The 23232-nt window shown below is 48.9% G+C and carries 20 protein-coding genes; all 20 read left to right on the top strand.

The annotated features are described in order from the left end of the window. Nucleotides 1–185 precede the first annotated feature (185 nt). The 20 genes from AC787_RS05420 to AC787_RS05505 all read left to right on the top strand — a co-directional run bounded on the left by AC787_RS05420 (nt 186) and on the right by AC787_RS05505 (nt 23218). Nucleotides 186–974 carry an alpha/beta hydrolase gene (locus AC787_RS05420; protein WP_054023842.1) on the top strand — a complete coding sequence of 263 codons (789 nt, stop codon included), beginning with the start codon at nt 186–188 and terminating at the stop codon, nt 972–974. A gap of 2 nt (nt 975–976) precedes the next feature. Next, nucleotides 977–3493, top strand: coding sequence for a beta-glucosidase family protein (locus AC787_RS05425; RefSeq protein ID WP_082360639.1), 2517 nt, complete (start codon nt 977–979; stop codon nt 3491–3493). Between the two features lie 68 nt (nt 3494–3561). Further along, nucleotides 3562–4341, top strand: a complete 780-nt coding sequence (locus tag AC787_RS05430; protein ID WP_161807517.1) for an alpha/beta hydrolase — start codon at nt 3562–3564, stop codon at nt 4339–4341. Nucleotides 4342–4462: 121 nt separating this feature from the next. Then, nucleotides 4463–4777 (top strand): hypothetical protein, encoded by a 315-nt coding sequence (locus AC787_RS05435; RefSeq protein ID WP_054023844.1) that lies wholly within the window; start codon nt 4463–4465, stop codon nt 4775–4777. A gap of 275 nt (nt 4778–5052) precedes the next feature. Continuing rightward, nucleotides 5053–5211 carry a hypothetical protein gene (locus tag AC787_RS34050; RefSeq protein WP_161807518.1) on the top strand — a complete coding sequence of 53 codons (159 nt, stop codon included), beginning with the start codon at nt 5053–5055 and terminating at the stop codon, nt 5209–5211. A 331-nt stretch (nt 5212–5542) separates the two neighbouring features. After that, nucleotides 5543–7408 (top strand): 3D-(3,5/4)-trihydroxycyclohexane-1,2-dione acylhydrolase (decyclizing), encoded by a 1866-nt coding sequence (gene iolD, locus AC787_RS05440; RefSeq protein ID WP_054023845.1) that lies wholly within the window; start codon nt 5543–5545, stop codon nt 7406–7408. Nucleotides 7409–7420: 12 nt separating this feature from the next. Continuing rightward, nucleotides 7421–8332: a myo-inosose-2 dehydratase gene (iolE, locus tag AC787_RS05445; RefSeq protein ID WP_054023846.1), complete on the top strand. Its 912-nt coding sequence runs from the start codon at nt 7421–7423 to the stop codon at nt 8330–8332. Nucleotide 8333: 1 nt separating this feature from the next. Continuing rightward, complete coding sequence (iolC, locus tag AC787_RS05450) at nt 8334–9344, top strand: 5-dehydro-2-deoxygluconokinase (RefSeq protein WP_054023847.1); 1011 nt, start codon at nt 8334–8336, stop codon at nt 9342–9344. A gap of 54 nt (nt 9345–9398) precedes the next feature. After that, nucleotides 9399–10844, top strand: a complete 1446-nt coding sequence (locus AC787_RS05455; protein ID WP_054023848.1) for a CoA-acylating methylmalonate-semialdehyde dehydrogenase — start codon at nt 9399–9401, stop codon at nt 10842–10844. Further along, nucleotides 10845–11027 carry a hypothetical protein gene (locus AC787_RS33670; protein WP_152970589.1) on the top strand — a complete coding sequence of 61 codons (183 nt, stop codon included), beginning with the start codon at nt 10845–10847 and terminating at the stop codon, nt 11025–11027. Continuing rightward, a complete protein-coding gene (gene iolG / locus AC787_RS05460) occupies nt 11024–12055 on the top strand; it encodes an inositol 2-dehydrogenase (protein WP_054023849.1) in 1032 nt (343 codons plus the stop codon). Before AC787_RS33670 ends, iolG begins: the two co-directional genes overlap by 4 nt. Before the next feature lie 4 nt (nt 12056–12059). Beyond that, on the top strand, nt 12060–12875 hold the full coding sequence (iolB, locus tag AC787_RS05465; RefSeq protein ID WP_054023850.1) for a 5-deoxy-glucuronate isomerase: 816 nt from the start codon (nt 12060–12062) through the stop codon (nt 12873–12875). Nucleotides 12876–12984: 109 nt separating this feature from the next. Then, nucleotides 12985–13995: a LacI family DNA-binding transcriptional regulator gene (locus AC787_RS05470; protein WP_054026915.1), complete on the top strand. Its 1011-nt coding sequence runs from the start codon at nt 12985–12987 to the stop codon at nt 13993–13995. Between the two features lie 23 nt (nt 13996–14018). Then, complete coding sequence (locus AC787_RS05475; protein ID WP_054023851.1) at nt 14019–14546, top strand: HAD family hydrolase; 528 nt, start codon at nt 14019–14021, stop codon at nt 14544–14546. 307 nt (nt 14547–14853) lie between these two features. Next, entirely contained in the window at nt 14854–16047 is a 1194-nt protein-coding gene (locus tag AC787_RS05480) for an ROK family transcriptional regulator (protein ID WP_235560909.1), read from the top strand. Nucleotides 16048–16240: 193 nt separating this feature from the next. After that, nucleotides 16241–17719 carry a xylulokinase gene (gene xylB / locus AC787_RS05485; RefSeq protein WP_054023853.1) on the top strand — a complete coding sequence of 493 codons (1479 nt, stop codon included), beginning with the start codon at nt 16241–16243 and terminating at the stop codon, nt 17717–17719. A 32-nt stretch (nt 17720–17751) separates the two neighbouring features. Next, the gene (locus AC787_RS05490) at nt 17752–19620 is read left to right on the top strand and encodes a hypothetical protein (protein WP_054023854.1); all 1869 of its coding nucleotides are present in this window, start codon (nt 17752–17754) and stop codon (nt 19618–19620) included. A gap of 24 nt (nt 19621–19644) precedes the next feature. Continuing rightward, entirely contained in the window at nt 19645–20556 is a 912-nt protein-coding gene (locus AC787_RS05495) for an ABC transporter permease (protein WP_054023855.1), read from the top strand. A gap of 12 nt (nt 20557–20568) precedes the next feature. Then, complete coding sequence (locus AC787_RS05500) at nt 20569–21453, top strand: carbohydrate ABC transporter permease (protein ID WP_414730933.1); 885 nt, start codon at nt 20569–20571, stop codon at nt 21451–21453. 112 nt (nt 21454–21565) lie between these two features. Further along, complete coding sequence (locus AC787_RS05505; RefSeq protein ID WP_054023857.1) at nt 21566–23218, top strand: extracellular solute-binding protein; 1653 nt, start codon at nt 21566–21568, stop codon at nt 23216–23218. Nucleotides 23219–23232: the final 14 nt, after the last annotated feature.

Consider the following 23232-nt stretch of genomic DNA (forward strand, 5'->3'; position numbering starts at 1 on the left):
ATAGGTAGAGATCGGGAGTCCGGAATATCCGAACAAGGGTCAGCTGTCCGAACTGTTCGAAGCGTCGATCCCCGTTACGGATACGATCGATCCGATTAGCTCGGAGGAAGAATATACGCTGCGACTAACGATTCCGGCGCACGGCTTGGTAGCGATTACGATTAATCTCTAAAAGGAGACTTTCGATGAAAATTTCGGTCATCCCCTTAACCAATGAGAACGTTACGTTAACGGCATATCTATTGGATCCTTCACTGGAAATGCGGAACGCCGACGTTCGCCCCGCCGTGCTGATTTGTCCTGGAGGCGCGTATTACTTTTGCTCGGACAGAGAGGCCGAACCGATCGCGATGTCTTATTTGGCCGAAGGCTATCATGCTTTCGTATTAAGATATTCGCTTTTTGAGAATGCCGCGTTTCCAAGGCCGCTGAACGATGCGGAAGAGGCGCTGGAACTCATCCGGAAGCATAGCGAGGAATGGGGTGTAGATCCGGATAAAATCGCAGTTTGCGGCTTTTCCGCCGGAGGACATTTGGCCGCCTCGCTAGGAACGATGGGCAGTAGCAGGCCGAATGCCTTGATATTGGGCTATCCTTGCATATTGTCGACAATGAATCATCTCTTGCGTTCGCCAATGCCAGCGGTCGACGAGCATGTGGACGCTTCGACGCCTCCAGCCTTTATTTTCCATACGTTCGAGGACGCCGTCGTTCCCGTGAACAATGCGCTCGCTTTCGCGACAGCGATGAGCCGTGCAGAGGTTCCGTTCGAATTGCATATTTTCCAGAACGGCGTCCATGGTTTGTCACTTGCTACGCCATCGAGTTCGGGAGGAATGGGATACTTGGTCAACGCGGATTTTGCTCATTGGTTTAAGCTTTCGACCGCTTGGCTCCGCAATCGGTTCGGTGATTTCGAGACGAACGGAGAACTGGTCCCCCACACGATCGAATATCCTATTTGGGAGGAATAACAATGGAACAAAAAATTAGCGAATGGATTGCACAAATGACGTTGGAAGAGAAAGCCGGTCTTTGCTCGGGCGATAGCTTCTGGACGACGAAAGAGATCGAACGGCTCGGCATTCCTTCGATCATGATGACCGACGGCCCGCATGGCGTGCGTAAACAAGCAGGGCAAGCAGATCATTTGGGTCTTAATGAGAGCGCTCCTGCAACCTGCTTCCCATCGGCGGCCGGGTTGGCCAGCACATGGGATCGTGAATTGATTCGCAGGGTAGGCGAAGCGTTAGGGAAAGAAAGCCAAGCGGAAGGCGTCTCCATTCTGCTCGGTCCGGGCGCGAACATTAAACGATCTCCGCTTTGCGGCCGCAATTTCGAATATTTCTCGGAGGATCCGTATTTGACCGGGGAGATGGCCGCTTCGCATATCGGTGGCGTGCAGAGCCAAGGCGTAGGGTCATCGTTAAAGCATTTCGCTGTCAACAACCAAGAGCACCGCAGGATGACGACCGATGCCGTCGTAGACGAGCGCTCCTTGCGGGAAATTTACTTAACGGGCTTCGAGACGGCTGTCAAGAAGTCGCAGCCTTGGACCGTCATGTCGGCCTACAACAAGTTGAACGGTACGTATTGCTCTGAGAACGAATATTTGCTCAACGACATTTTGAAGAAGGAATGGGGACACGAGGGGATCGTCGTCTCGGATTGGGGCGCAGTCAACGAGGCGGTCGACAGCGTCGCCGCTGGCATGGAGCTTGAGATGCCGGCGAGCCATGGCATCGGCCTAGCCAAGATCGTGGAAGCCGTTCGTAGTGGAAAGCTGTCGGAGGACGCGCTGAATCGATCAGTCGGACGGCTGTTATCGGTCGTTCTCAAAGCGGTCGACAACAAGAAAACCGACTCTACCTACGACAAAGAAGCGCATCACCGGTTAGCCAGGGAAACCGCGCGGGACACGATGGTGCTGCTCAAGAACGAGGGTAACATTTTGCCGCTTCCGAAGAAAGGCAGAATCGCGATCATCGGCGCGTTGGCCGAAAAGGTGCGATATCAAGGCGGCGGCAGCTCGCACGTCAATCCGACGAAGCTGGATGATATCCGCGAAGAGTTCGCGAAATCGACCGGAGGCGCTGCGGATATCTTATTCGCGCGAGGTTATGAACTGGACAGTGACGAGACCGTCGAATCGCTGGTCGAGGAAGCGATGGCACGGGCGAAGGAAGCCGATACGGCCGTCGTGTTCCTTGGTCTGCCCGATCGGTACGAATCGGAGGGCTACGATCGGACGCATCTGGATTTGCCTGCCAATCAAATTAGGTTGATCGAACGACTCGCGGCCGTTCAGCCGAACGTCATCGTTGTACTCAGCAACGGAGCGCCGATCGTCATGCCTTGGATCGGCAGCGTCAAAGCCGTACTCGAAGCGTATTTGGGCGGACAGGCGCTAGGTGGCGCGATCGCTGACCTTCTGTTCGGCGACGTGAATCCGAACGGCAAGCTGGCGGAAACGTTCCCTAAGACATTGAAGCACAATCCGTCGCACCCGTTCTTCCCGGGCGAAGGCGATCGGGTGGAATATCGCGAAGGGCTGTTCGTCGGCTATCGTTACTACGACGCCAAGGAAATCGAGCCGTTGTTCCCGTTCGGTCACGGCCTAAGCTATACGACCTTCGCCTATTCGGAGCTGAAGCTGGACCGGACCGAGATCACCGACCAAGAAACTGTTCAGGCGAGCGTCAAGGTGAAAAATACAGGCTCCCGTTTCGGCAAAGAGACGGTGCAGCTTTATGTAAGTGCGAAGGATTCCGCCGTTATTCGTCCGGAGAAGGAATTGAAGGGCTTCGCCAAAGTGGCGCTGGAGCCCGATGAAGAGAAGACGGTGATCTTCACGCTCGATAAGCGGAGCTTCGCGTTCTACGACGTCGAGTTCAAAGACTGGCATGCCGAAACAGGCGCGTACGACGTGTTGATCGGTCGTTCCTCGCGGAACATCGAGCTGCAAGTGACCGTGAATGTGCAATCGACGACGGAAATCGTTCCGACGTTCAATCGCAACACGACGATGGGAGCGTTGATGTCCGATCCGCGTACGATTCCGGTTCTTCTGGAATTGCAAAGCAAGATGCCACAAACGGTATCGTCGGAGGCCGTATCGGGCGAGATGATGATGGCGATGATGCGCTACCTTCCTCTCCGTGCGCTCCTTCCCTTCTCCGGAGGAGCGATGAACGAGGAGACGCTGTCCGGGATGCTTGAGCAACTCCGCAGCGCCGTGAGTAACGACGAACAACCTGCAATGAATGAGGCGAAGGAAATAGCCTTTAACGAGAACTCGAAATTGGGCGATCTGCTGTCCAACGAGGCGGCTACGGCGGTGCTGGAGAAACATCTGTCCGGAATATCGACCAACCCGATGATAAGTATGGGTAAAGACTTCTCACTCAAGCAATTGGCCGCCATCCCGCAAGCGAACATGAGCAATGAAATCTTCATGGCCGTCGTGGCCGAACTTGCAGGAATCGAAGGGTAAACGAGACCAAACGAAAATCCATATATTTGTCGGATCGAATATCACACTTCGGAGGGAAGTATATGCAAGTGAACCATAATCGGAATAAATCTAATAGAAGAATCGAAGAGCGCTTTCAGGCCGCCGACGGCACGAGTTTGCTATTGCGATTCTATCTTCCCCATGAAGATGTTTCTGCTACCAAAGAGAGGAGTGTCATTGTCCTGTTTTTTGGAGGCGGCTGGACTTTCGGATCTCCTGATCAATTTCATATGCAGTGCGAGTACTTTGCTTCCAGAGGGATGATCGCCGTCGCGCCGGAATACCGCGTGAAGTCAAGGCACGGGGTTACTCCATTCGAGTGCGTAGAGGATGCTAGAGCTGCTCTTCGAAGGATTATCGAACTTTCGGAGACGTTCGGTTTCAGTCCTGACAAAATCGTGGTCGGAGGGGGTTCGGCGGGAGGACATTTAGCGGCCTGTTCCGTTATCGCGGCACAAGCCGAAACTAATTGGACATGTCCGGCGGCCGCCATGCTTCTGTTCAATCCGGCACTGGATACTTCTACGATCGGATTAGGGGGACGTTCGCTCGAGATATCGCCGATTCATCGCATTCGCGTGGGGCTTCCGCCGACCATGATCTTTCACGGTACATCCGATGAACTCGTTCCGATTCAAAGCGTGTTTGATTTCCAGCGCCAAATGGAAGGTCACGGCAACTTATGTACGATTATTCCCTACGAACATCGAGAGCATGGTTTTTTCAATTATCGGGAAGATGGAAACGACGATTTCTTTGACACACTGAGGCATGCCGATCATTTTCTGGTATCGCATGGACTTCTTCTTCCGAAAGTGCACGAATAATCAAGGATACGAATTGGCGCCGGTATTCAATCGGCGTCAGTTTTTTTAATTTTTCTTTGAGGTGCGACGATGGGAGCATTGATGTCCGCTCCGCGCGCTCCTTCCCTTCTCCGGAGGAGCGATGAACGAGGAGACGCTATCCGGGATGCTTGAGCAACTCCGCAGCGTCGTGAGTAACGACGAACAACCTGCAATGAATGAGGCGAAGGAAATAGCCTTTAACGAAAACACGAAATTGGGCGATCTGTTGTCCAAGGAGGCTGCTACGGCGGTGCCGGAGAAATATCTGCCCGGAATATCGACCAACTCGATGATAAGTATGGGTGGCCGATCTAGCAGGAATCAAAGGGTAGACGCCCAAGACGACTGCGGCAAAACCTGCACAGTTATCGTTCCGGGTTTTTCTTTTCTTTACAAATTGTCGCGTAAATCGTGATGTCGAAAGCATGTACACATTCCTTCCCGCGTAAATCGCGGGTTTTCTTTTTTTATCAGGGGAAATAGGCTATCCAGACAGCAATGGGGGGTGTTCGCGATGATACCGGTTTTGTCCAAGCTTTCCTGGAATTCTAAGCTGGTCGTCGGCTTGCTGCTCATCATGCTGCCATCCATCGCTTTCGCGTCGCCTTGGAGCCCACCGCCTGGTTGAAAACGTCCAAAAAGTACAATTCCGGAAGCATTTACTAACCATTGTGGCGGGAAGAACTTAAGATGGAGGATTTTTACACGAATGGTCTCAGCGGGTTTGAGCAAATGATGAAAGCCTATCCCTTCAAACGTGGGGTTATGAGGGAGATGGCGCTGATGTCGCGTGAAGAAGCGGGGGATCTGCCAATAATCCACACTGTTATTTGGAAGAGAGATATGTAATTTAAACATTTTATTTACTGCTTGAATATGAGGATCTAAGTGGATTTTTCCACAAATGGAACACTTCTTTTCATACTATATTTATACGTACATACTCTAATAAAACTCCCTTCGTCGATCCTTCTGCAATTCCTCTGAAGAAAATCCAAACTGGCACCTGATTACTATAATAGCCAAACAAGAAATTTCCTCCTTAAATTATGATTGATTTGCACAGCGCATATATGTAATATATAGATTAAGCGCTTTACCTATAATTATTATCAAACATGTGGTTGTTTTGAAAGCGTTTATATAATAAGCGCTTAACTCAGTAGTCGAGGAGGATATTATGAGCACAATCCGGCTAACAATGGCACAGGCCTTATTGAAATTTCTCGATCAACAATACATTTCCATTGACGGTGCAGAAACGAAGTTCGTAGCTGGAGTAATGGGAATTTTCGGCCACGGCAACGTGACGGGTATCGGCGAAGCATTGGAACGGAGCCCGGGCAGCTTGGTTTTCATACAGGGCAAAAACGAACAAGGAATGGCGAATGCGGCGACCGCGTATGCCAAGCAATTGAACCGCACAAGCATTTACGCTTGTACGACTTCGATCGGTCCCGGCGCTTTGAATATGGTAACCGCAGCCGGAACGGCGACGGTTAACCGCATCCCGCTGCTGCTCCTACCGGGAGATAACTTTGCATCCAGACAGCCTGATCCGGTGCTGCAGCAATTGGAAGCCGGACATGACTATACGATTGCGGCGACAGACTGCTTCAAGCCGGTGAGTAAATATTGGGATCGCATTGTGCGTCCTGAGCAATTGATGAGCGCAGCCCTTCAAGCGATGCGGGTGTTGACGGATCCGGCGGATACCGGAACGGTGACGCTTGCTTTGCCACAGGATGTGCAGGCGGAAGCTTACGATTACCCGGCATCCTTCTTTGAGAAGCGGGTTCATGTTGTGGATCGTCAGCAGCCTTCGATTGAGGCGGTAAAACGAGCGGTCGAGCTCGTAGCCTCGAAGCGCAAACCGCTTATCGTAGCAGGTGGAGGCGTGCAATATTCCTTCGCGACGGAGGCGCTTGCCGCATTCGCCGAAAAATTCGGCATTCCAGTCGCCGAGACGCAAGCGGGCAAGGGCTCCTTGCCTTGGAATCATCCGCTAAACGTCGGAGGCATTGGCGTAACCGGCGGATTGGCTGCAAACAAGCTGGCTAAAGAAGCAGACTTGATCATTGGCGTCGGAACGCGTTACTCCGACTTTACGACATCCTCCAAGTCGGCCTTCCCTCATCAGGACGTCGAATTTCTGAATATCAACATCAACCGTATGGATGCGGCAAAGCTGGAAGGCACGGCTCTTTCGGGGGATGCGAAGGAAGCGATCCGACTGCTCACGGAAGGACTTGCTGAAGCGGGATATTCATCTGCCTACAAAGACGGCGAGATTGCTGACATCAACGCAGAGTGGAATGCAGAAATTGACCGGCTGTATACGCTTGAGCGGGAAGATGGCTTTGCGCAAACGCACGCACTCGGCGTCATCAATGAAACGATTGATGAAGATGCTGTAATCGTCTGCGCAGCAGGCAGCCTGCCGGGCGATCTTCAACGGTTGTGGCGGGTTGGCTCGCCGGGCGGCTACCATATGGAGTACGGATTCTCCTGCATGGGATACGAGGTGAGCGGCGCGTTTGGCGCTGCACTGGCTGAGCCCGAACGGGAAGTTTATGCCCTTGTAGGAGATGGAAGCTATTTGATGCTTCACTCCGAGCTGGTGACTAGCTTGCAGGAAGGAAGAAAGCTGACGGTGCTGTTGTTCGATAATCACGGCTACCAATGCATTCATAACCTACAGCGCGGGCATGGCAGCGATGGCTTCGGCAATGAATTCCGCTACCGCGAGCCAGAGTCTGGCCGTTATACCGGTGAGCCATTGCCAATCGATTTTGCAGCCCATGCCCGCAGTTTGGGTCTTGCTTCTTACAAAGCGTCTAATGCAGAGGAACTTCGCCAAGCGCTGAAGGAAGCGAAGGCAGAAACGCGCTCGACGCTAATCGAAATTCCCGTTTTGGCCGGCACGAATACGGGCGGCTACGAGTCGTGGTGGAATGTTGGCATTCCAGCTGTATCGGAGAGTGCAAAGGTCGTTGCGGCGCATAACGAAATGAACCAAAAGCTGGCACAGGCAAAAGCCTACTAGGAGGGATTATAGATGGCGTTGTTTCCTTTTCAATTAGGCGTTCATCCGATCAATTGGGTCGGCGAAGACGTAAAGGAGCATGGTGAGCATACGACTTACGAGCAAATTTTGGACGACATTCAAGCACTCGGCTTGAATGGTACGGAGATGGGCAGAAAGTTTCCGACCGATATCGAGCTGCTTAAGCAGGAGCTTTCGAAACGGAATATCCAGCTCGTCTCCCAATGGAAATCGGTGCTGTTCTCTGATCCCGGCTACCGTGAATCAGAGCTGGAAGCTTTCCGCAAGCATGCCGAGTTTTTGCAGCAAATGGGAAGCAAGGTTATTAGTACCTGCGAGGTTGGGGGATCACTGCATTTCGATCCCCGCCGCACGCCGAACGAGACCAAAGTGATCCCTCTAGATGAAGCAGGCTGGGCGAGCTTGGCCGAAGGCTTGAATGCTGCAGGAAACATCGCGCTGGAATATGGGCTAAAGCTGACGTATCACCATCATGGCGGAACGGCGGTCGAAAGCCCGGAGGAAATCGACAAGCTAATGGCTTTAACCGATCCGAAAGCCGTGTTCCTGCTGTTTGATTCAGGCCACGCGTTATATGGTGGGGCGGATCCAGCGGAGCTGCTTCGCAAGCATTATGATCGGGTCGCATATATACACCTGAAGGATGTGCGAGTGAATCGTCTTGAGGAAGCGAAAGCGTCGGGTGTCGATTTTGTCACTTGCATTCGCAATGGCGTGTTTACTGTTCCGGGAGACGGGAATATCGATTTCCGTCCGATCTTGAAAGAGCTTATCGACCGGAAATACGGCGGCTGGGCACTGTTAGAGGGCGAGCAGGATCCGGGCGAGCATCCGGCACGAGAGTATGCGGCCAGAGCTATCGAGTACCTTGTTTCCTTAACAGATGAGAAGGAGAGTGAGTAAGTTGTCTACCATTTCATTCCCTTCCGGCAGAAAGTTTGATTTTACGGCAATTGGACGTCTATGTATCGATCTCAATGCCAACGAGATCAACCGTCCGATGGAGCAGACGATGACGTTTACAAAATATGTAGGCGGTTCACCAGCGAATATCACGATCGGGATGAGCCGGCTGGGCAACAAAACGGCGTTCATTGGCAAAATCGCGGATGACCAAATGGGCAGATTTATCCGGAACTATCTCGATAATGAAGGCATCGACACGAGGCATGTCGTGACAGACAAGACGGGAGCCGTTACGGGCTTGGCTTTTACCGAAATTAAGAGCCCATCGGAATGCAGCATCCTTATGTACCGGGACAACGTTGCTGATTTACTTCTGAATCCGCTGGAAGTGAGCGAGTCGCTCATCGCGGACAGCAAAGCACTACTCGTCTCCGGTACGGCGCTGGCGGCAAGTCCTTCACGCGAGGCCGTGTTTCTGGCCTTGGATTATGCTCGCAAGCATGGCACCACCGTTATTTTTGATATCGATTTCCGGCCTTATTCCTGGACTTCTCCCGAAGAAACAGCCGTATATTACAACATAGCAGCGGAAAAAAGCGACATCATCGTGGGCACGTGTGAAGAGTTCGACAGCATGGAGCGGTTCGAGCAAAACGTGGAACACAGCGACCGCTTCACCGCTTCCAAATGGTTCAATCATTTCGCGAAAATCGTCATCATTAAGCATGGCAAAGAAGGCTCGATCGCTTATACGACCGATGGTTTGGAGCATCGAGCGAAATCGTACCCGGCCAAAGTCGTCAAAACCTTCGGGGCAGGCGATTCTTACGCGGCTGGCTTCCTATACGGAATTATGTCGGGATTGACGCTTGAGAAGAGCATGGAGTTCGGAAGCGCGGCGGCATGCATCGTTATCTCCAGCCATAGCTGCTCGGATGCAATGCCAACGGTAGAGCAAGTCATGGACTACATCGAATGCTGCAATCGCGGTGAAATTACCGCAAGCTAGGTTTGCGGGTTCATCGCCTTGCAAGCTTACTACTTGAAGAAACGAGGGAATAACATGACGACTACACTTAAAAACTGGATTGGCGGACAATGGGTCGAGGCCTCTGCCGAGAAATACGATAATGTATATAATCCTGCAACCGAGGAAGTTTTGGCGCAAGTTCCGCTCTCTTCCGAAGCCGACGTGGACGCGGCCGTTCAAACGGCGAGAAAAGCATTCGAGACCTGGAGCAGGACGCCGGTTCCAAAACGTGCCCGCATATTGTTTAAATACCAACAGCTTCTCGTTGACCATTGGGAAGAGCTTGCACGCCTCATTACGACAGAGAATGGCAAAAGCTATGCCGAAGCGCACGGTGAAGTGCTTCGCGGCATCGAATGCGTCGAATTTGCAGCTGGCGCTCCGACGCTCATGATGGGCAAGCAGTTGCCTGATATTGCAACGAATTTGGAATCCGGCATGTACCGCTACCCGATCGGCGTCGTTGGAGGCATCTCGCCATTCAACTTCCCGATGATGGTTCCTTGCTGGATGTTCCCGCTTGCAATTGCTTGCGGAAACACCTTTGTCCTGAAGCCATCGGAGCGTACGCCGCTGCTGGCTAACCGCCTTGCCGAGCTATTTCACGAAGCGGGATTGCCTGCTGGCGTGCTGAATGTCGTCCACGGCGCGCATGATGTGGTAAACGGCATTTTGAAGCATCCGAACGTGCAGGCTATTTCCTTCGTTGGCTCGCAGCCGGTTGCCGAATATGTATACAAAACGGGTACTTCTTACGGCAAACGGGTTCAAGCGCTTGCCGGCGCCAAAAACCATTCCATCGTATTGCCAGACGCAGATCTTAACCTCACGGTTAAAGAAATCGTCAGCGCGGCATTTGGCTCAGCGGGCGAGCGCTGCATGGCTTGTGCCGTTGTCATTGCAGTCGGCGAAGTCGGCGATGAGCTCGTACGCCGATTGTCCGAAGCGGCGGACAATATTACGATTGGAAACGGACTGGAAGAAGGAACGTTCCTGGGTCCTGTCATTCGCAAGCCACATAAGGAAAGAACGATCGGCTATATCGAGTCCGGCGAGACCGAAGGCGGCTTGCTCGTGCGTGACGGCCGCAAAGACGCTGCCGTTCAATCCGCCGGTTATTTCGTAGGACCGACAATTTTTGATCAGGTAAGCTGCGGGATGAAAATTTGGAAAGATGAGATCTTCGCTCCTGTCCTCTCCGTCATGAGAGCAGAAACGCTGGAAGAGGCGATTGCTATCGCCAACCGTTCGGACTTCGCCAACGGCGCTTGCTTGTTCACAAGCAACGGCAGCAGCGTACGGCAGTTCCGCGAGACGATTGATGCAGGCATGCTTGGCGTTAACCTCGGCGTACCGGCTCCGATGGCATTCTTCCCGTTCTCAGGCTGGAAAAAATCGTTTTACGGCGACTTACATGCCAACGGCACGGACGGCGTAGAGTTTTACACTCGCAAAAAAATGGTAACTGCTCGCTGGTAATTGCGGCATACCGATGACCAAACCGTCTTCACGCAGACGATCCGGGACTATTTGTATAACCATTCGGAAACCTATGATCCAAGACATGATTTGAATCCGGCGCGCGAAGCGATCAGGGCTGCCGTCCGCGACTACATGCGGCTATTCGGCAGCTCGGGACAAGAGAAAGGCGGACGAGTATGAAAAAAATTAAGATTGGCATCATCGGTGCAGGCAGAATCGGCAAAATCCATGCTGACAATTTAAGAAGACACCCGCAAGCGGAAATCGTTGCGATCAGCGATCTGTTTGCCGGTCCAGAACTGACAGAGTGGGCACTAGAAAGAGGCATTCCCTTCGTGACGAAGGACAGCGAAGAGCTGCTGGCGAATCCGGACATAGACGCCGTATTCATTTGCTCTTCCACGGATACGCATGTGCCGCTCATTAAGCGTGCAGCGCAGCAGGGCAAGCATATTTTTTGCGAAAAGCCGGTTAGCATGGACATTCGGCAGACGGAGGAAGCGCTGGAAGAGGTTCGCAAGGCAGGGGTTCAGCTTCAAGTTGGCTTCAACCGCCGCTTCGATCATAATTTCAAGCGGATCCGCGAGCATGTACAGGCTGGAGCGATCGGCGAAACACAACTGATCAAGATCACTTCCCGCGATCCTGCACCTCCGCCGGAAGCCTACATTAAAGTATCGGGCGGCATCTTCATGGATATGATGATCCATGATTTCGATATGGCTCGCTTCCTCTCGGGCAGCGAGGTAGAAGAAGTATACGCACAAGGGAGCGTGCTTATCGATCCGGTTTTCGGCAAGCACGGCGACGTCGATACGGCGATCGTAATGCTCCGCTTCGCAAACGGCGCGCTTGGCGTTATCGATTGCAGCCGCAAAGCGGTTTACGGTTATGACCAACGCGCCGAAGTATTCGGGTCGAAAGGCTCCGCAGCGGCAACGAACGATCATCCTAACACGGCCGTGCTCAGTACGGAAGAAGGCATCATCAGCGAGAAGCCGCTTCACTTCTTCCTGGAGCGTTACAATACGGCTTATATCGAAGAAACCGAACAGTTTATCAATGTTTTGCTGCAAGGCGGCGACGTTTCGGTCAGCGGAGCGGATGCCTGCCAGGCTGAGAGAATCGCGCTCGCCGCGAAGCTTTCGCTGCGCGACAACCGTAGTGTCAAGCTCTCGGAGCTTAAGGAATGGAAAGAGAGGGTGTGAACGCATGAGCAAACTGATCGTAAGCCCGGATCGTCAAGCTTCGGGACTTACTCCCGTACTTTCGATTACGCCGGAATCGGCAGACTGGAGCTATGTCGGTTTCGAAGTTTACCAATTGAATCCGGGGGAAAAGTTAAGCCGGACAACCGGGGAGAACGAAGTATGCCTGGTACTGCTCGGCGGATTGGCCAACGTGACGACGACGAAATCCTCTTGGATGAATATCGGTCAAAGAATGAGCGTATTCGAGCAGACGCCGCCTTATTCTGTCTATGTTCCGAACGATGACCTGTACGAGCTTGTGGCGCTAACGAAAGTGGAGCTGGCCGTCTGTGAAGCACCCGGCAAAGGCAATCATCCCGCGCGCCTTATCGCACCGGAAGACGTTGGCGTCGAGGTCAGGGGAACGGGAACGACGCAGCGGTTCATTCACAATATTTTGCCCGAGCAAAAGCCTGCCGACAGCCTACTTGTCGTGGAAGTGTTTACGCCGGAAGGACATTGGTCCAGCTATCCGCCCCACAAGCATGATCGCGACGCGCTTCCCGAGGAGTCGCTGCTGGAGGAAACCTACTATTATCATGTGAAGCCTGAGCAAGGCTTCGCCATCCAACGCGTCTATACGGATGACCGCTCGTTGGATGAGACTTTGGCGGTCAAAGACGGCGAAGCTGTGCTTGTTCCGCAAGGGTATCATCCCGTTTCGGCGCCTCCGGGCTACCAGGTCTACTATCTCAACGTTATGGCGGGTCCGACCCGCATCTGGAAGTTCCATAACGACCCCGATCACGCATGGATTGCAACAAGGCAGCAGCCGTAATCTCCGTAACGTTTGCAAATCGTTTGCAAATCGAGCGGATAAATCGGATAATATCCGGGTAAGGAGGCTTATTGCCTGTCCTTAACATCCGACGATAATGAGGTTGGGCATGAAAGCGACCACGATATATGATGTTGCCAAGGAGGCGGGCGTCTCCATCGCGACCGTCTCCAATGCGATAAATGGCAAAGGAAAAGTAAGCAGCAAAAAACGTGATGAAATTTTCAAGGTAATGGAGCGACTCCAGTACCAGCCAAGCGTAATCGCTTCGGCATTGATGGGCAAGAAAACATACACAATCGGGCTTCTGATTCCTGATGTATCCAACCCCTTTTTCTCAGAGATTGCCCGTTCTGTAGAGGATTTAGCTCATTCCGAAGGGTATAGCGTCATCGTCTGCAGTACGGACAACAAAGATGACCGGGTAGAGAAATATATTCGGCTGCTGGAGCAAAAAAGCGTAGACGGCATTTTGATCGGGACCGGTGTGGAAAATGCAGATATTTTGAGGCAGCTGGCGGAAAAATCGCTGTCTATCGTCATGATCGCAAGGGAAGCCGCCGCGATGCCAGTTCATAGCGTGCTGACAGACGACTTCAAGGGCGGGGGGCTTGCCGCCGAGCATTTGCTTGGCAGAGGCCATCACCGAATTGCGGTGTTGTCTGAAAATTTCAAAGTAACCAGCAGCCTCGAGCGGGTAAGAGGGTTTAGATTCGCGTTGTTTGAGGCGGGAATTACCCTTGACGAAGCTAACATTATCTCGTGCGAGTCCAGTATTAGAGATGGCAAACGGGCGGCAGAGGCTCTCATCCGCGGGGAAAACCGTCCGTCGGCGATATTTTGCTGCAATGATTTGCTTGCGATCGGTGCATTGCAAGCCGCCAAGGAAGCAGGAGTACGGGTACCGGAGCAGTTGTCGATTATCGGCTTTGACGATACGATTCTGTCTACCGTGACGAATCCGGCGCTTACGACGATCGCACAGCCGATGGACCAAATGGTCAAGCTGGCATTTGACTTGCTGATCCGCAGCGTGGAGAACGCGAACGAGATTAAGCAAAGGATCGTCATGCAGCCCGAGCTGATCGTCAGGGAATCGACAAGCTCGCCGGCAAATTAATAGGGGGGAAGGCTGTTTGGCATATGGAGAAAAGATTAATCGTATTTCTGGATAGTGGCGACACGATTATCGATGAGTCAACGGAAGTAAGGGATGATGAGGGAATCGTGCTGCGCGCAGAGCTGATTCCGGGCGCAGACGTCATGGTCAAAACGTTGTTCGACAAAGGGTATACGCTTGCGCTGGTCGCTGATGGCGACGCGCAATCGTTCAAGAACGTATTCAAGCAGCACGGGCTTTACGATTATTTTACAACCATGATCTATTCTGAAACCGTGAAAGCAAGCAAACCGAGTCCACGTATGTTCAAGGCTGCCGTAGGCGCTTTGGATCTGTCCGAGGCGGATTTCCCTCGCATCGTCATGATTGGCAACAATTTGAGCCGTGATATGAAGGGCGCCAATGCTTTGGGCATTACGAGTATCTTCCAAAGCTGGACGCCACGCTACCCGCACGCGCCAGCCGATGAGTCGGAGCGACCGACCTATACGGTGCGCGAACCGCTTGAACTGGTAGAGTTGATAGAGCGGTTGAACGCCGAGCTTTCCTAATACGCGCTACGAAGCTATCGGACTTATACTTATAAAATGAGAGAAGCCCTTCAGGCAGCCTGAAGGGCTATTCTTCTATTCTGTCTGCCGCAGGCGGGCCGAATTCGTTCATCAGGTATTATTGTATGTATTTACATTTTCATTCCGTAGTATAATGGGTGTTAGGCTGATCCTTAGCCTGCAAATGAAAATTGAAGTTGTATTTTTCACCTTAATTCTTTAGGATTAAGTATTAAGGAATGAAATGATAATGAATATGTTGAATAGATGTATTAATCAGGCTTCTATATGGATGTGAGGGATTTTCTTGAGCTCGACCACGCTAAGAACATTATCTGGTACTAACCTAGAAGACGTACAGGAAATGAATCGATCTTTAGTCATGCGATTGGTAAGGAAAAATCAAATTTGCTCCCGAGCTGAAATAGCCCAAGCCTCTGGGTTAAAACAATCGACCATTACTAATATTATCAATGAGATGATTAATTGGGGTTTAATTGTCGAAACTGGCATGATCGAAGGGAAAAAAGGGCGCCGCTCAATCGGAATTAAATTAAATAGTGAATATTATAAAATCATAGGAATTAGACTTACACGCACATCCATTTCGGTTGGTTTGTATGATTTGAACGGCACTGAATATGGACTCCAGAAGTTATCGATCAATCCTGGTGAAGGTTCCGCCATTGCATTTAAGAAAATGAAGGATTTAATTACCGAAGCCATTTCAACGAATACGGTTGGTAAAATATATGCAATCGGAATGGCTACTCCAGGTCCATTATTCCGCAATGAAGGTCGAATTGCCTTGATGTCCAACTTCCCTGGCTGGGAAAAAATAAATATACAGGAAGAATTGACACGTGAATATGAAATCCCTGTTTATTTAGAGCATGACGCCAAAGCAGGCGGGATGGCGCATTGGTGGTTTGGTGATCATCAAGATCACGGTGTCCTCATCTTTGTAACCGCTGGACAAGGGGTTGGGGCTGGTATCGTTGTCGATGGTACAGTATATCGCGGCTCCCTGGGTATGGCTGGCGAGATTGGTCATATGAGTATCGATTACAACGGTCCCAAATGTGAATGCGGTCATAATGGTTGCCTCGAGCTTTACTGTTCGACTTCCTCACTTCTACGTGTGCTTGGAGATGAATACACTTCAATCCAAGCCGTTTGCCAAGCTCTAGAAGCTGGTAATCCAATCGTTGAAGAAGCCGTACAGAGAGCGGCATGGTTTCTTGGTTTTGGTCTGGTAAATGTCGTCAATGTATATAACCCTAGCCAGATCGTATTGGGAGACGAGTTTGCGGCGGTGGGAGATCGATTACTAAATACCGTATCACAGGTCATACAACAAAATGTTTTGACGGATGTATGGAATCGTTTGGAAATTAAGCTTGCACCAGCAGATAAGGATTTCATGTTAATTGGTGCAGCTACAATAGCTATTGATAATCTGTTGAATCAACCATCCGTTCATTTATGGCCTAAGGCTTAGCATAGTGTCACCTTCAAGAGAGTGCCCTTTTCAAAAAAGGCGCTCTTTTTTTGTGCGCGAAAATCAGCTTAAAACATAGTTTTTAAGGTGCATATATTTTTTAAAAAAATGTATTGATTGAATGAATTGATTGATCTATAATCATCTTAATTAATACCAAATATTGAAAGTACAAAAGTAAGGGGGCGCATCCATGATACTTGGTATTGATATCGGTACCTCAAGTGTGAAATCGATGGTTATGGATCTCAGTGGTAATATTCTCGGTATCGCTCAAAAAGAGTATTCCATTGATATTCCGACCGAAGGGTATGCAGAGCAAGATCCGGAGGTATGGTGGGAGATCGTTTGCAGCACCTGCTCTAATGCAATCAGTCAATCGTCTAAGAACGGGAGTGAGATTAAAGCTGTTGGTCTTTCAGGTCAAATGCACGGTCTTGTCGCTTTAGATGCAAACGCTGACATTATACGACCTGCCATTATATGGTGTGATCAAAGGGCGATTTCACAAAAGGATAAGGTAGAGGCGCTTTTTTCAAAAGAAGAGTTAGGTGAGCTTATCCAGAATCCGGTGGCTACTGGATTTCAGTTGCTTTCGCTGCTCTGGATGCAGGAACACGAGCCGGACAACTATAGGAGAATACATAAGGTTCTAACGACAAAGGATTATATCCGTTATCGGCTAACGGGTGAGATTGCTTCAGAGATGTCGGATGCCTCAGGAACTGCGGCTTTTAGTGTGGCTGGACATGAATGGTCATTTGAGTTATTGGAGCGAGTTGGCATCGACCCGGATCTGTTCCCTTCTGTTCGGTATTCCTGGGAAGTCAGCGGTGTAGTTACACGGGAAGCATCTATTCAGAGCTTACTCTGTGCGGATATTCCGGTCGTGTTTGGAGGAGCCGACCAGCCGATGCAAGCTGTTGGCAACGGCATTATTAATCCGGGAGTTGTCTCATGTACGCTCGGAACAGGAGGCCAATTGCTAGCCCCCATATTACAGCCGACTTATGATCCAAAGCTAAGGGTACATACCTACGTACACTCGGTACCTGACAGATGGTATCTGCTCGGAGCAACGATGAGTGCTGGTTTATCCTTGAAATGGTTGGCTCACAATATCCTTAATAAGCTGGATTACGGCCTTCTGGATGAAAGTGCTAGTCACATTAACGCAGGCAGCGAGGGTCTTCTCTTTCTACCTTATTTGATTGGTGATCGAACGCCGTATATGGATCCTAACGCTAAAGGGATGTTTTTCGGACTCCACCTCAATCATCGTAGTGATCATATGGTGAGGTCAGTTTTGGAGGGAGTAGCTTACTCTCAGAGAGATGGACTGGAAATATTTAAATCGTTGGATGTCCAAATAAATCGGGTAATCGTCTCAGGTGGGGGGGCCAGAAGCGCCTTGTGGAAACAAATTCTGGCGGATGTGTTCGGGCAAGAGGTGTATACCAGCTCCATGACAGAACATGCTTGTGTTGGGGCGGCAATCACAGCTGCCGTTGGGGTCGGCTTATATGATAGCTTTGAGGAGGCATGCTCGGTAATCGTTAAGATGAACGAAGAGCCAGTAGTCCCTAATGCAATAAATAAGAGTCTCTATGATCATCAATACGGTCTATACAAAGAGCTTTACCAGAAAAATAGAGAATTATTTGCTTACTAATATTCTCCTAAATGATGAAAGGGGCAAGAAACATGAACAAGAATACTGAGTTTGTACCGAGTGAAGTTATTTTGAATGAGGGTGGAACTGTTGCAACTATTGACTGGGGTTTAGTAGAAGCGACAACGATTCTATTATCGCTCTCCGAAATAACAGAGGGACAGGTATTGCGAGTTTATACAGAGGATATGCAAGATATAATCCGGCTTGAACTGGTATTTCTGCCTGAATCGAAAGCGCTTACTTTTGTGGCGGAGATCTATACCGATGCAAAGGAAACACCGCTAAAGCTGTTCGCACCCATGGAGGTTCTTCAAAAGGCTGAGCAGCTTAAGGTGATGATCCGGTATAACGGATTTCATCTCGCTCTGCATATGGATGGTGTACTGATTGATGAGGAATGGCCAATGGGGTCCATTAATCTCCGAGAGGTGACTATCGATTGGGCAAAAATCAAACAGGGAAGATTGCTTAATTATGAAATCAGCCAGCAAGAGATGTTCGAGCTTTTCGGTGACGAGAAGCAGGTGGAACAGAAGGCCAATGAGCTATTGGGCGAGGAATCCACTTCCGTTCAATATTGGCGCCCGCGCGGCTTCAACACTGGCGTTGGTGACTGTATGCCCTATTTCGATGGTCGTACATTTCATATTTTCTACTTATTTGATCGCCGGGGTCATGGAAGTAAATGGGGGTTAGGGGCTCATCAATGGGCACACATGTCTTCGGATAATCTCAGGGACTGGCAGCACTTTCCCCTTTCTGTGGCTATAACCGAACAATGGGAAGGATCAATCTGTACGGGGTCCATTATTCAGGATAATACTCATTATTATGCATACTACGCGGTTCGTGCTGTTGATGGCTCACCAGCCCGCTTAACCTTTGCTACGAGCGTTGATGGGGTTGATTTCGAGAAGTCAGGTGTTTATATCCCACTATCGGGCCGATATCATCTCAGTTCGGTGAGGGATCCACATGTGTTTAGAGAAGATAACGGTACCTATCACATGTTGATCACGACGAGCATCATGGACGGTGACATTGCACAGGGCTGTCTAGCACATATGACTTCTACTGACCTCAGGACGTGGGTGGAACACACGCCGTTTATTGTTCCCGGTTACCATGACCAACCGGAATGCTCTGACTATTTTGAATGGAACGGTTGGTACTATCTCATATTTAGTAATGATGGTACTGCAAGATATCGCTATTCCCGTAATAAATTTGGTCCTTGGATTAGACCGGCCGTAGATATTATTGATGGTGTTCAGTTACGTGTACCTAAGTCAGCTGCCTACAAAGACGGGAGAAGATTAGTTGTTGGTTTCTTGTCTGAACCAGGAAGATATGGCGGTGAACTCGTCATTCGTGAGCTAATACAGCACTCGGATGGTTCTCTAGGTACAAATTTCGTAGAGGAACTACATGATTACACTGATTCCAAGAACATGATGCAAACAATAGAGTCGTTCACTCTGGACAATTTGGAAGGTTATGCTGCAGGCGGCCATTTGCGAATAGAGAACGATTATTATCTTAAATTTAAAGTCATTCCAGCATACCCGAATATGTACTATGGCTTCACTCTAGCTCATTCAGATAAATTCGATCATGGCAATGAAGTCAGGTTCGATCCTGCGGGACGAAAATTGGGAATACATCAGATAAATAGCAGTAGCTTCTCGCAAGATGAAGCCACATCCCTCTATAATATCAATGATTTGGATCAAGAGGTTATTGTGGAAGCCGTTGTGACTAAAGAGTATATAGATCTTTGCGTGAATGGCGTAAGGACGATGATAAGCAGATCTGGAAAGCAATATAATTATCTCCGATTCTATTCACAATTTGGGACGGCGGAATTTCACAATATTACATATCGTGAATTGGAATGATAGGGGAACTGGAGGCCAACAGCTATGATGGATAAAATTGCGATTAGAAATGTAATCAAGAGCTGGCAATTGTATGTTCTTTTAATGCCAGCCTTGATCTATCTCATACTGTTTCAATATGCTCCAATGTACGGAATAATCATCGCTTTCAAAAATTTCAATCCTGTTCATGGAATACTAGGCAGCCCGTGGGAGGGCTTCAAGCACTTTGAAACCTTTTTTAACTCCTATGTGTTTACGAATGTTTTGATCAACACGTTGAAGCTTAGTGTTTTTTCATTATTGATCGGCTTCCCAATCCCAATAATATTCGCTTTGTTGCTCAATCAGGTGCGCAAACAAGTTTTTAAACGATTTGTTCAAACCGTGACATACGCACCCTATTTTATTTCAACGGTTGTTCTTGTATCCATGCTTAATGTATTTCTAGCTCCAAGTACTGGCTTTGTAAACAACCTAATTACGATGATCGGCGGTGATGCTGTTAATTTCATGGCGCGCGCCGAGTGGTTCCGAACGATATATATCGCCTCAGGAATTTGGCAGACTATGGGTTTTAGCGCCATCATCTATCTGGCTGCGCTCAGTGGAGTTAACCCTGAATTACATGAGGTGGCCACCGTGGATGGCGCTACTACAATTAGAAGGATCTGGCATATCGATCTGCCATCTATCATGCCTACCATTATGATTCTGCTAATTCTTGGCGTTGGAAGCGTAATGGCCGTCGGATGGGAAAAAGCCTTTCTCATGCAGCAAGGGATGAATTTACCGGCTTCAGAGATTATCTCGACTTATGTGTACAAGGTGGGACTGCTAAACGCACAGTATAGTTTGGCTACTGCAATAGGACTATTTAATTCTGTAATCAATTTCTCACTGCTAATACTAACAAATCAATTATCCAAAAAAATGACGCAAAATAGTCTCTGGTAAGGAGTGAATGCGGTGAAAAGCCAATCAATGGGCGACAGAATATTTAACCTGTTTAATTATGTGTTCATGGGTATGATTGCCATTGCTATTTTGTATCCGCTTTATTTTGTATTACTAGCATCCTTTATGGATCCTGATCAGGTTAATAGGGGCGGCCTACTGATTTTCCCCAAATCTTTTTATTTAGACGGATTTAAGAAAATTTTCGAGTATAAGCCGTTATGGGATGGTTATATCAATTCCATAGTGTACACATTAATCGGAACCTTTATTAATCTAGCAGTGACAATTCCTTGTGCGTATGCGCTGTCTCGAAAAGGACTTGCAGGAAAAGCTCCGATTATGATGTTATTTGCTTTTACCATGTTTTTTAGTGGAGGACTTATTCCAACCTATCTGCTTATTTCCAAGCTTGGCATGCTGGATACCATATGGGCCATAACGCTGCCAGTCGCCGCATCAGTCTGGAATATCATCATTACTCGCACTTATTTCCAGAGCAACATTCCGGATGAATTGTTAGAAGCATCGGTTATGGATGGATGTTCGGACTTCAGATTCTTTTTCTCCATCGCATTGCCTTTATCCAAAGTGATCATTGCAGTCATGGCGCTATTTTATGGGATTGGCCATTGGAATTCTTTCTTTGAGCCTCTGCTCTATCTGAGCAGTACAGAGAAGTTTCCGCTGCAAGTTATTCTACGAAATTTGTTGATTATGAATGAAACAGGATCTCGAATGGTCATCGACCCTATGTCATTAGCAGCGAAGCAGCGTATCGCGGAGCAATTGAAGTATGGAGTTATCGTTGTGTCGTGCTTGCCGTTGCTAATCGTTTACCCGTTCGTACAGAAATATTTTACACAGGGTGTAATGATTGGATCAATTAAGGGATGATGCAGCAGGGTAATTAGTTGGGTCTGCTAAGGGGGTGATCCTGTTACTTAAGCTCAGAACGCCATGAGGATAGTATAAAAATTCTATTATTCGAAGGGAAGGTCAAGAGACAATGAACCAAGCAAAATGGATTAAAGGATTATTGATTGCGAGTTTATCAGTAAGCTTAGTCGCAGGATGCGCTTCGAACAACACAGATAACGTGAAAAGCAATACAGGAAGTAATAATACTTCTGAACCGGCAGATCCTGATGCGAATACAAGCATTACCATTGTACGCGCTAAGGATCCTCGTAATTTACCGGTAGATGAAATGATTTGGTATAAGAAATATAGTGAGGTAGCTCCCTCGAATGTAAAGATAAAGTGGGAAGAAGTACCGTCTGAATCAGCCGATGAAAAGATTAATCTGATGCTCGCTGGCAACAACTTGCCAGAAGCATTTCTAGGTACAATGAGTATCGGAAAAGTGATGAAAAACGTCAATTCAGGTATATTCCTCCCGATTGAGGACTATATAGACGAGATGCCTTACTTCTCTAAAGTACTAGATCAACGACCAGAATATCGGGCTCTTATCACAGCGCCGGATGGACATATCTATGGGCTGCCCTATATTGAAGAAATGTTTGGTCTTATAACGAACCAAGGGATTCTTTCCATCTATAAGCCTTGGTTGGATAAACTTAATCTACCTGTTCCAACTACAATCGATGAGTATCGCGATACCTTAAAGAAGTTTGTTGAGAATGATATGAATGGAAATGGTATTAAAGATGAGATTGGGTTATCTCTAGCTAACAAAGGAGCGAATTCTGGTATTGGATCATGGAGAAACAATGCCGATTTCGGTCAGTTTTTCGGATTATGGGGTCAAGTCGATCGTGGAGATAGCATGTTCCTTGATAGCAATGGGAAAATTTTCAACACAGCTTCAACAGAAGCCTATAAAACAGGCATTAATTATCTCCATGAAATGTATAAGGAGGGGCTCATTGATCCTGAGTTCACAATCACTGACGGACCTAAACTTCAGGCTAAGCTCAGGGACGAGGTAGTGACAGTGGGGTCCGTCGTACATTTCTCGGTCCTGGATGTGGCAGGTGAGAAGGTAGCTAAGGACTATGTGCCGATCCCATATATGAAGGGACCTGGAGGGGAGTATGGCGGTCGGGAGAACTTGGTTGAGATGCACAATCCTCTCGCCTTTGTATTGACAACGAAGAACAAGAATCCTAAGGCGGTACTGGCTTGGGTCGATAAAATGTACGATCCAGAGTGGTCTGTTCAGACGAACTGGGGACCACTTGATTATCAGTACAAAAAGAACGAGAAAGGTGTAATGGTATTTGATACATTGAAGGACGGACTCGATACCTATAACGATATGCGTGCGAGAAATACCATTCAAGGTAACTCTCCAGTAGCCATCTTGACTGATTACTATGATTCGGTGGTTGAGTATCCACAGGATGCACAAGATATTCTGAATGATATGAAAACGGTTGGATATCTAGATAAGCATTTTAACGATCCGTATATTCCTCATACACTGTTCTATGATGCAGAAACGGCGGATAAGATGGCACTTCTGTCACCTCAGATTTATGGTCTTATCGACACTAATCGTAAAAAGTGGATTACTGATGGTGGCATTGATAAGGAGTGGGATTCCTATAAAAAAGAGCTTGAGAAGGCAGGGCTCTCCGAGTTTATCGGTTATGTGCAAGTAGCCTATGATCGTTACCAAGCAAACCAGAAGTAAAAATAGTATACGAA

The organism is Bacillus sp. FJAT-28004, from assembly GCF_001280845.1.
In the GTDB taxonomy this organism is placed as follows: domain Bacteria; phylum Bacillota; class Bacilli; order Paenibacillales; family Paenibacillaceae; genus Pristimantibacillus.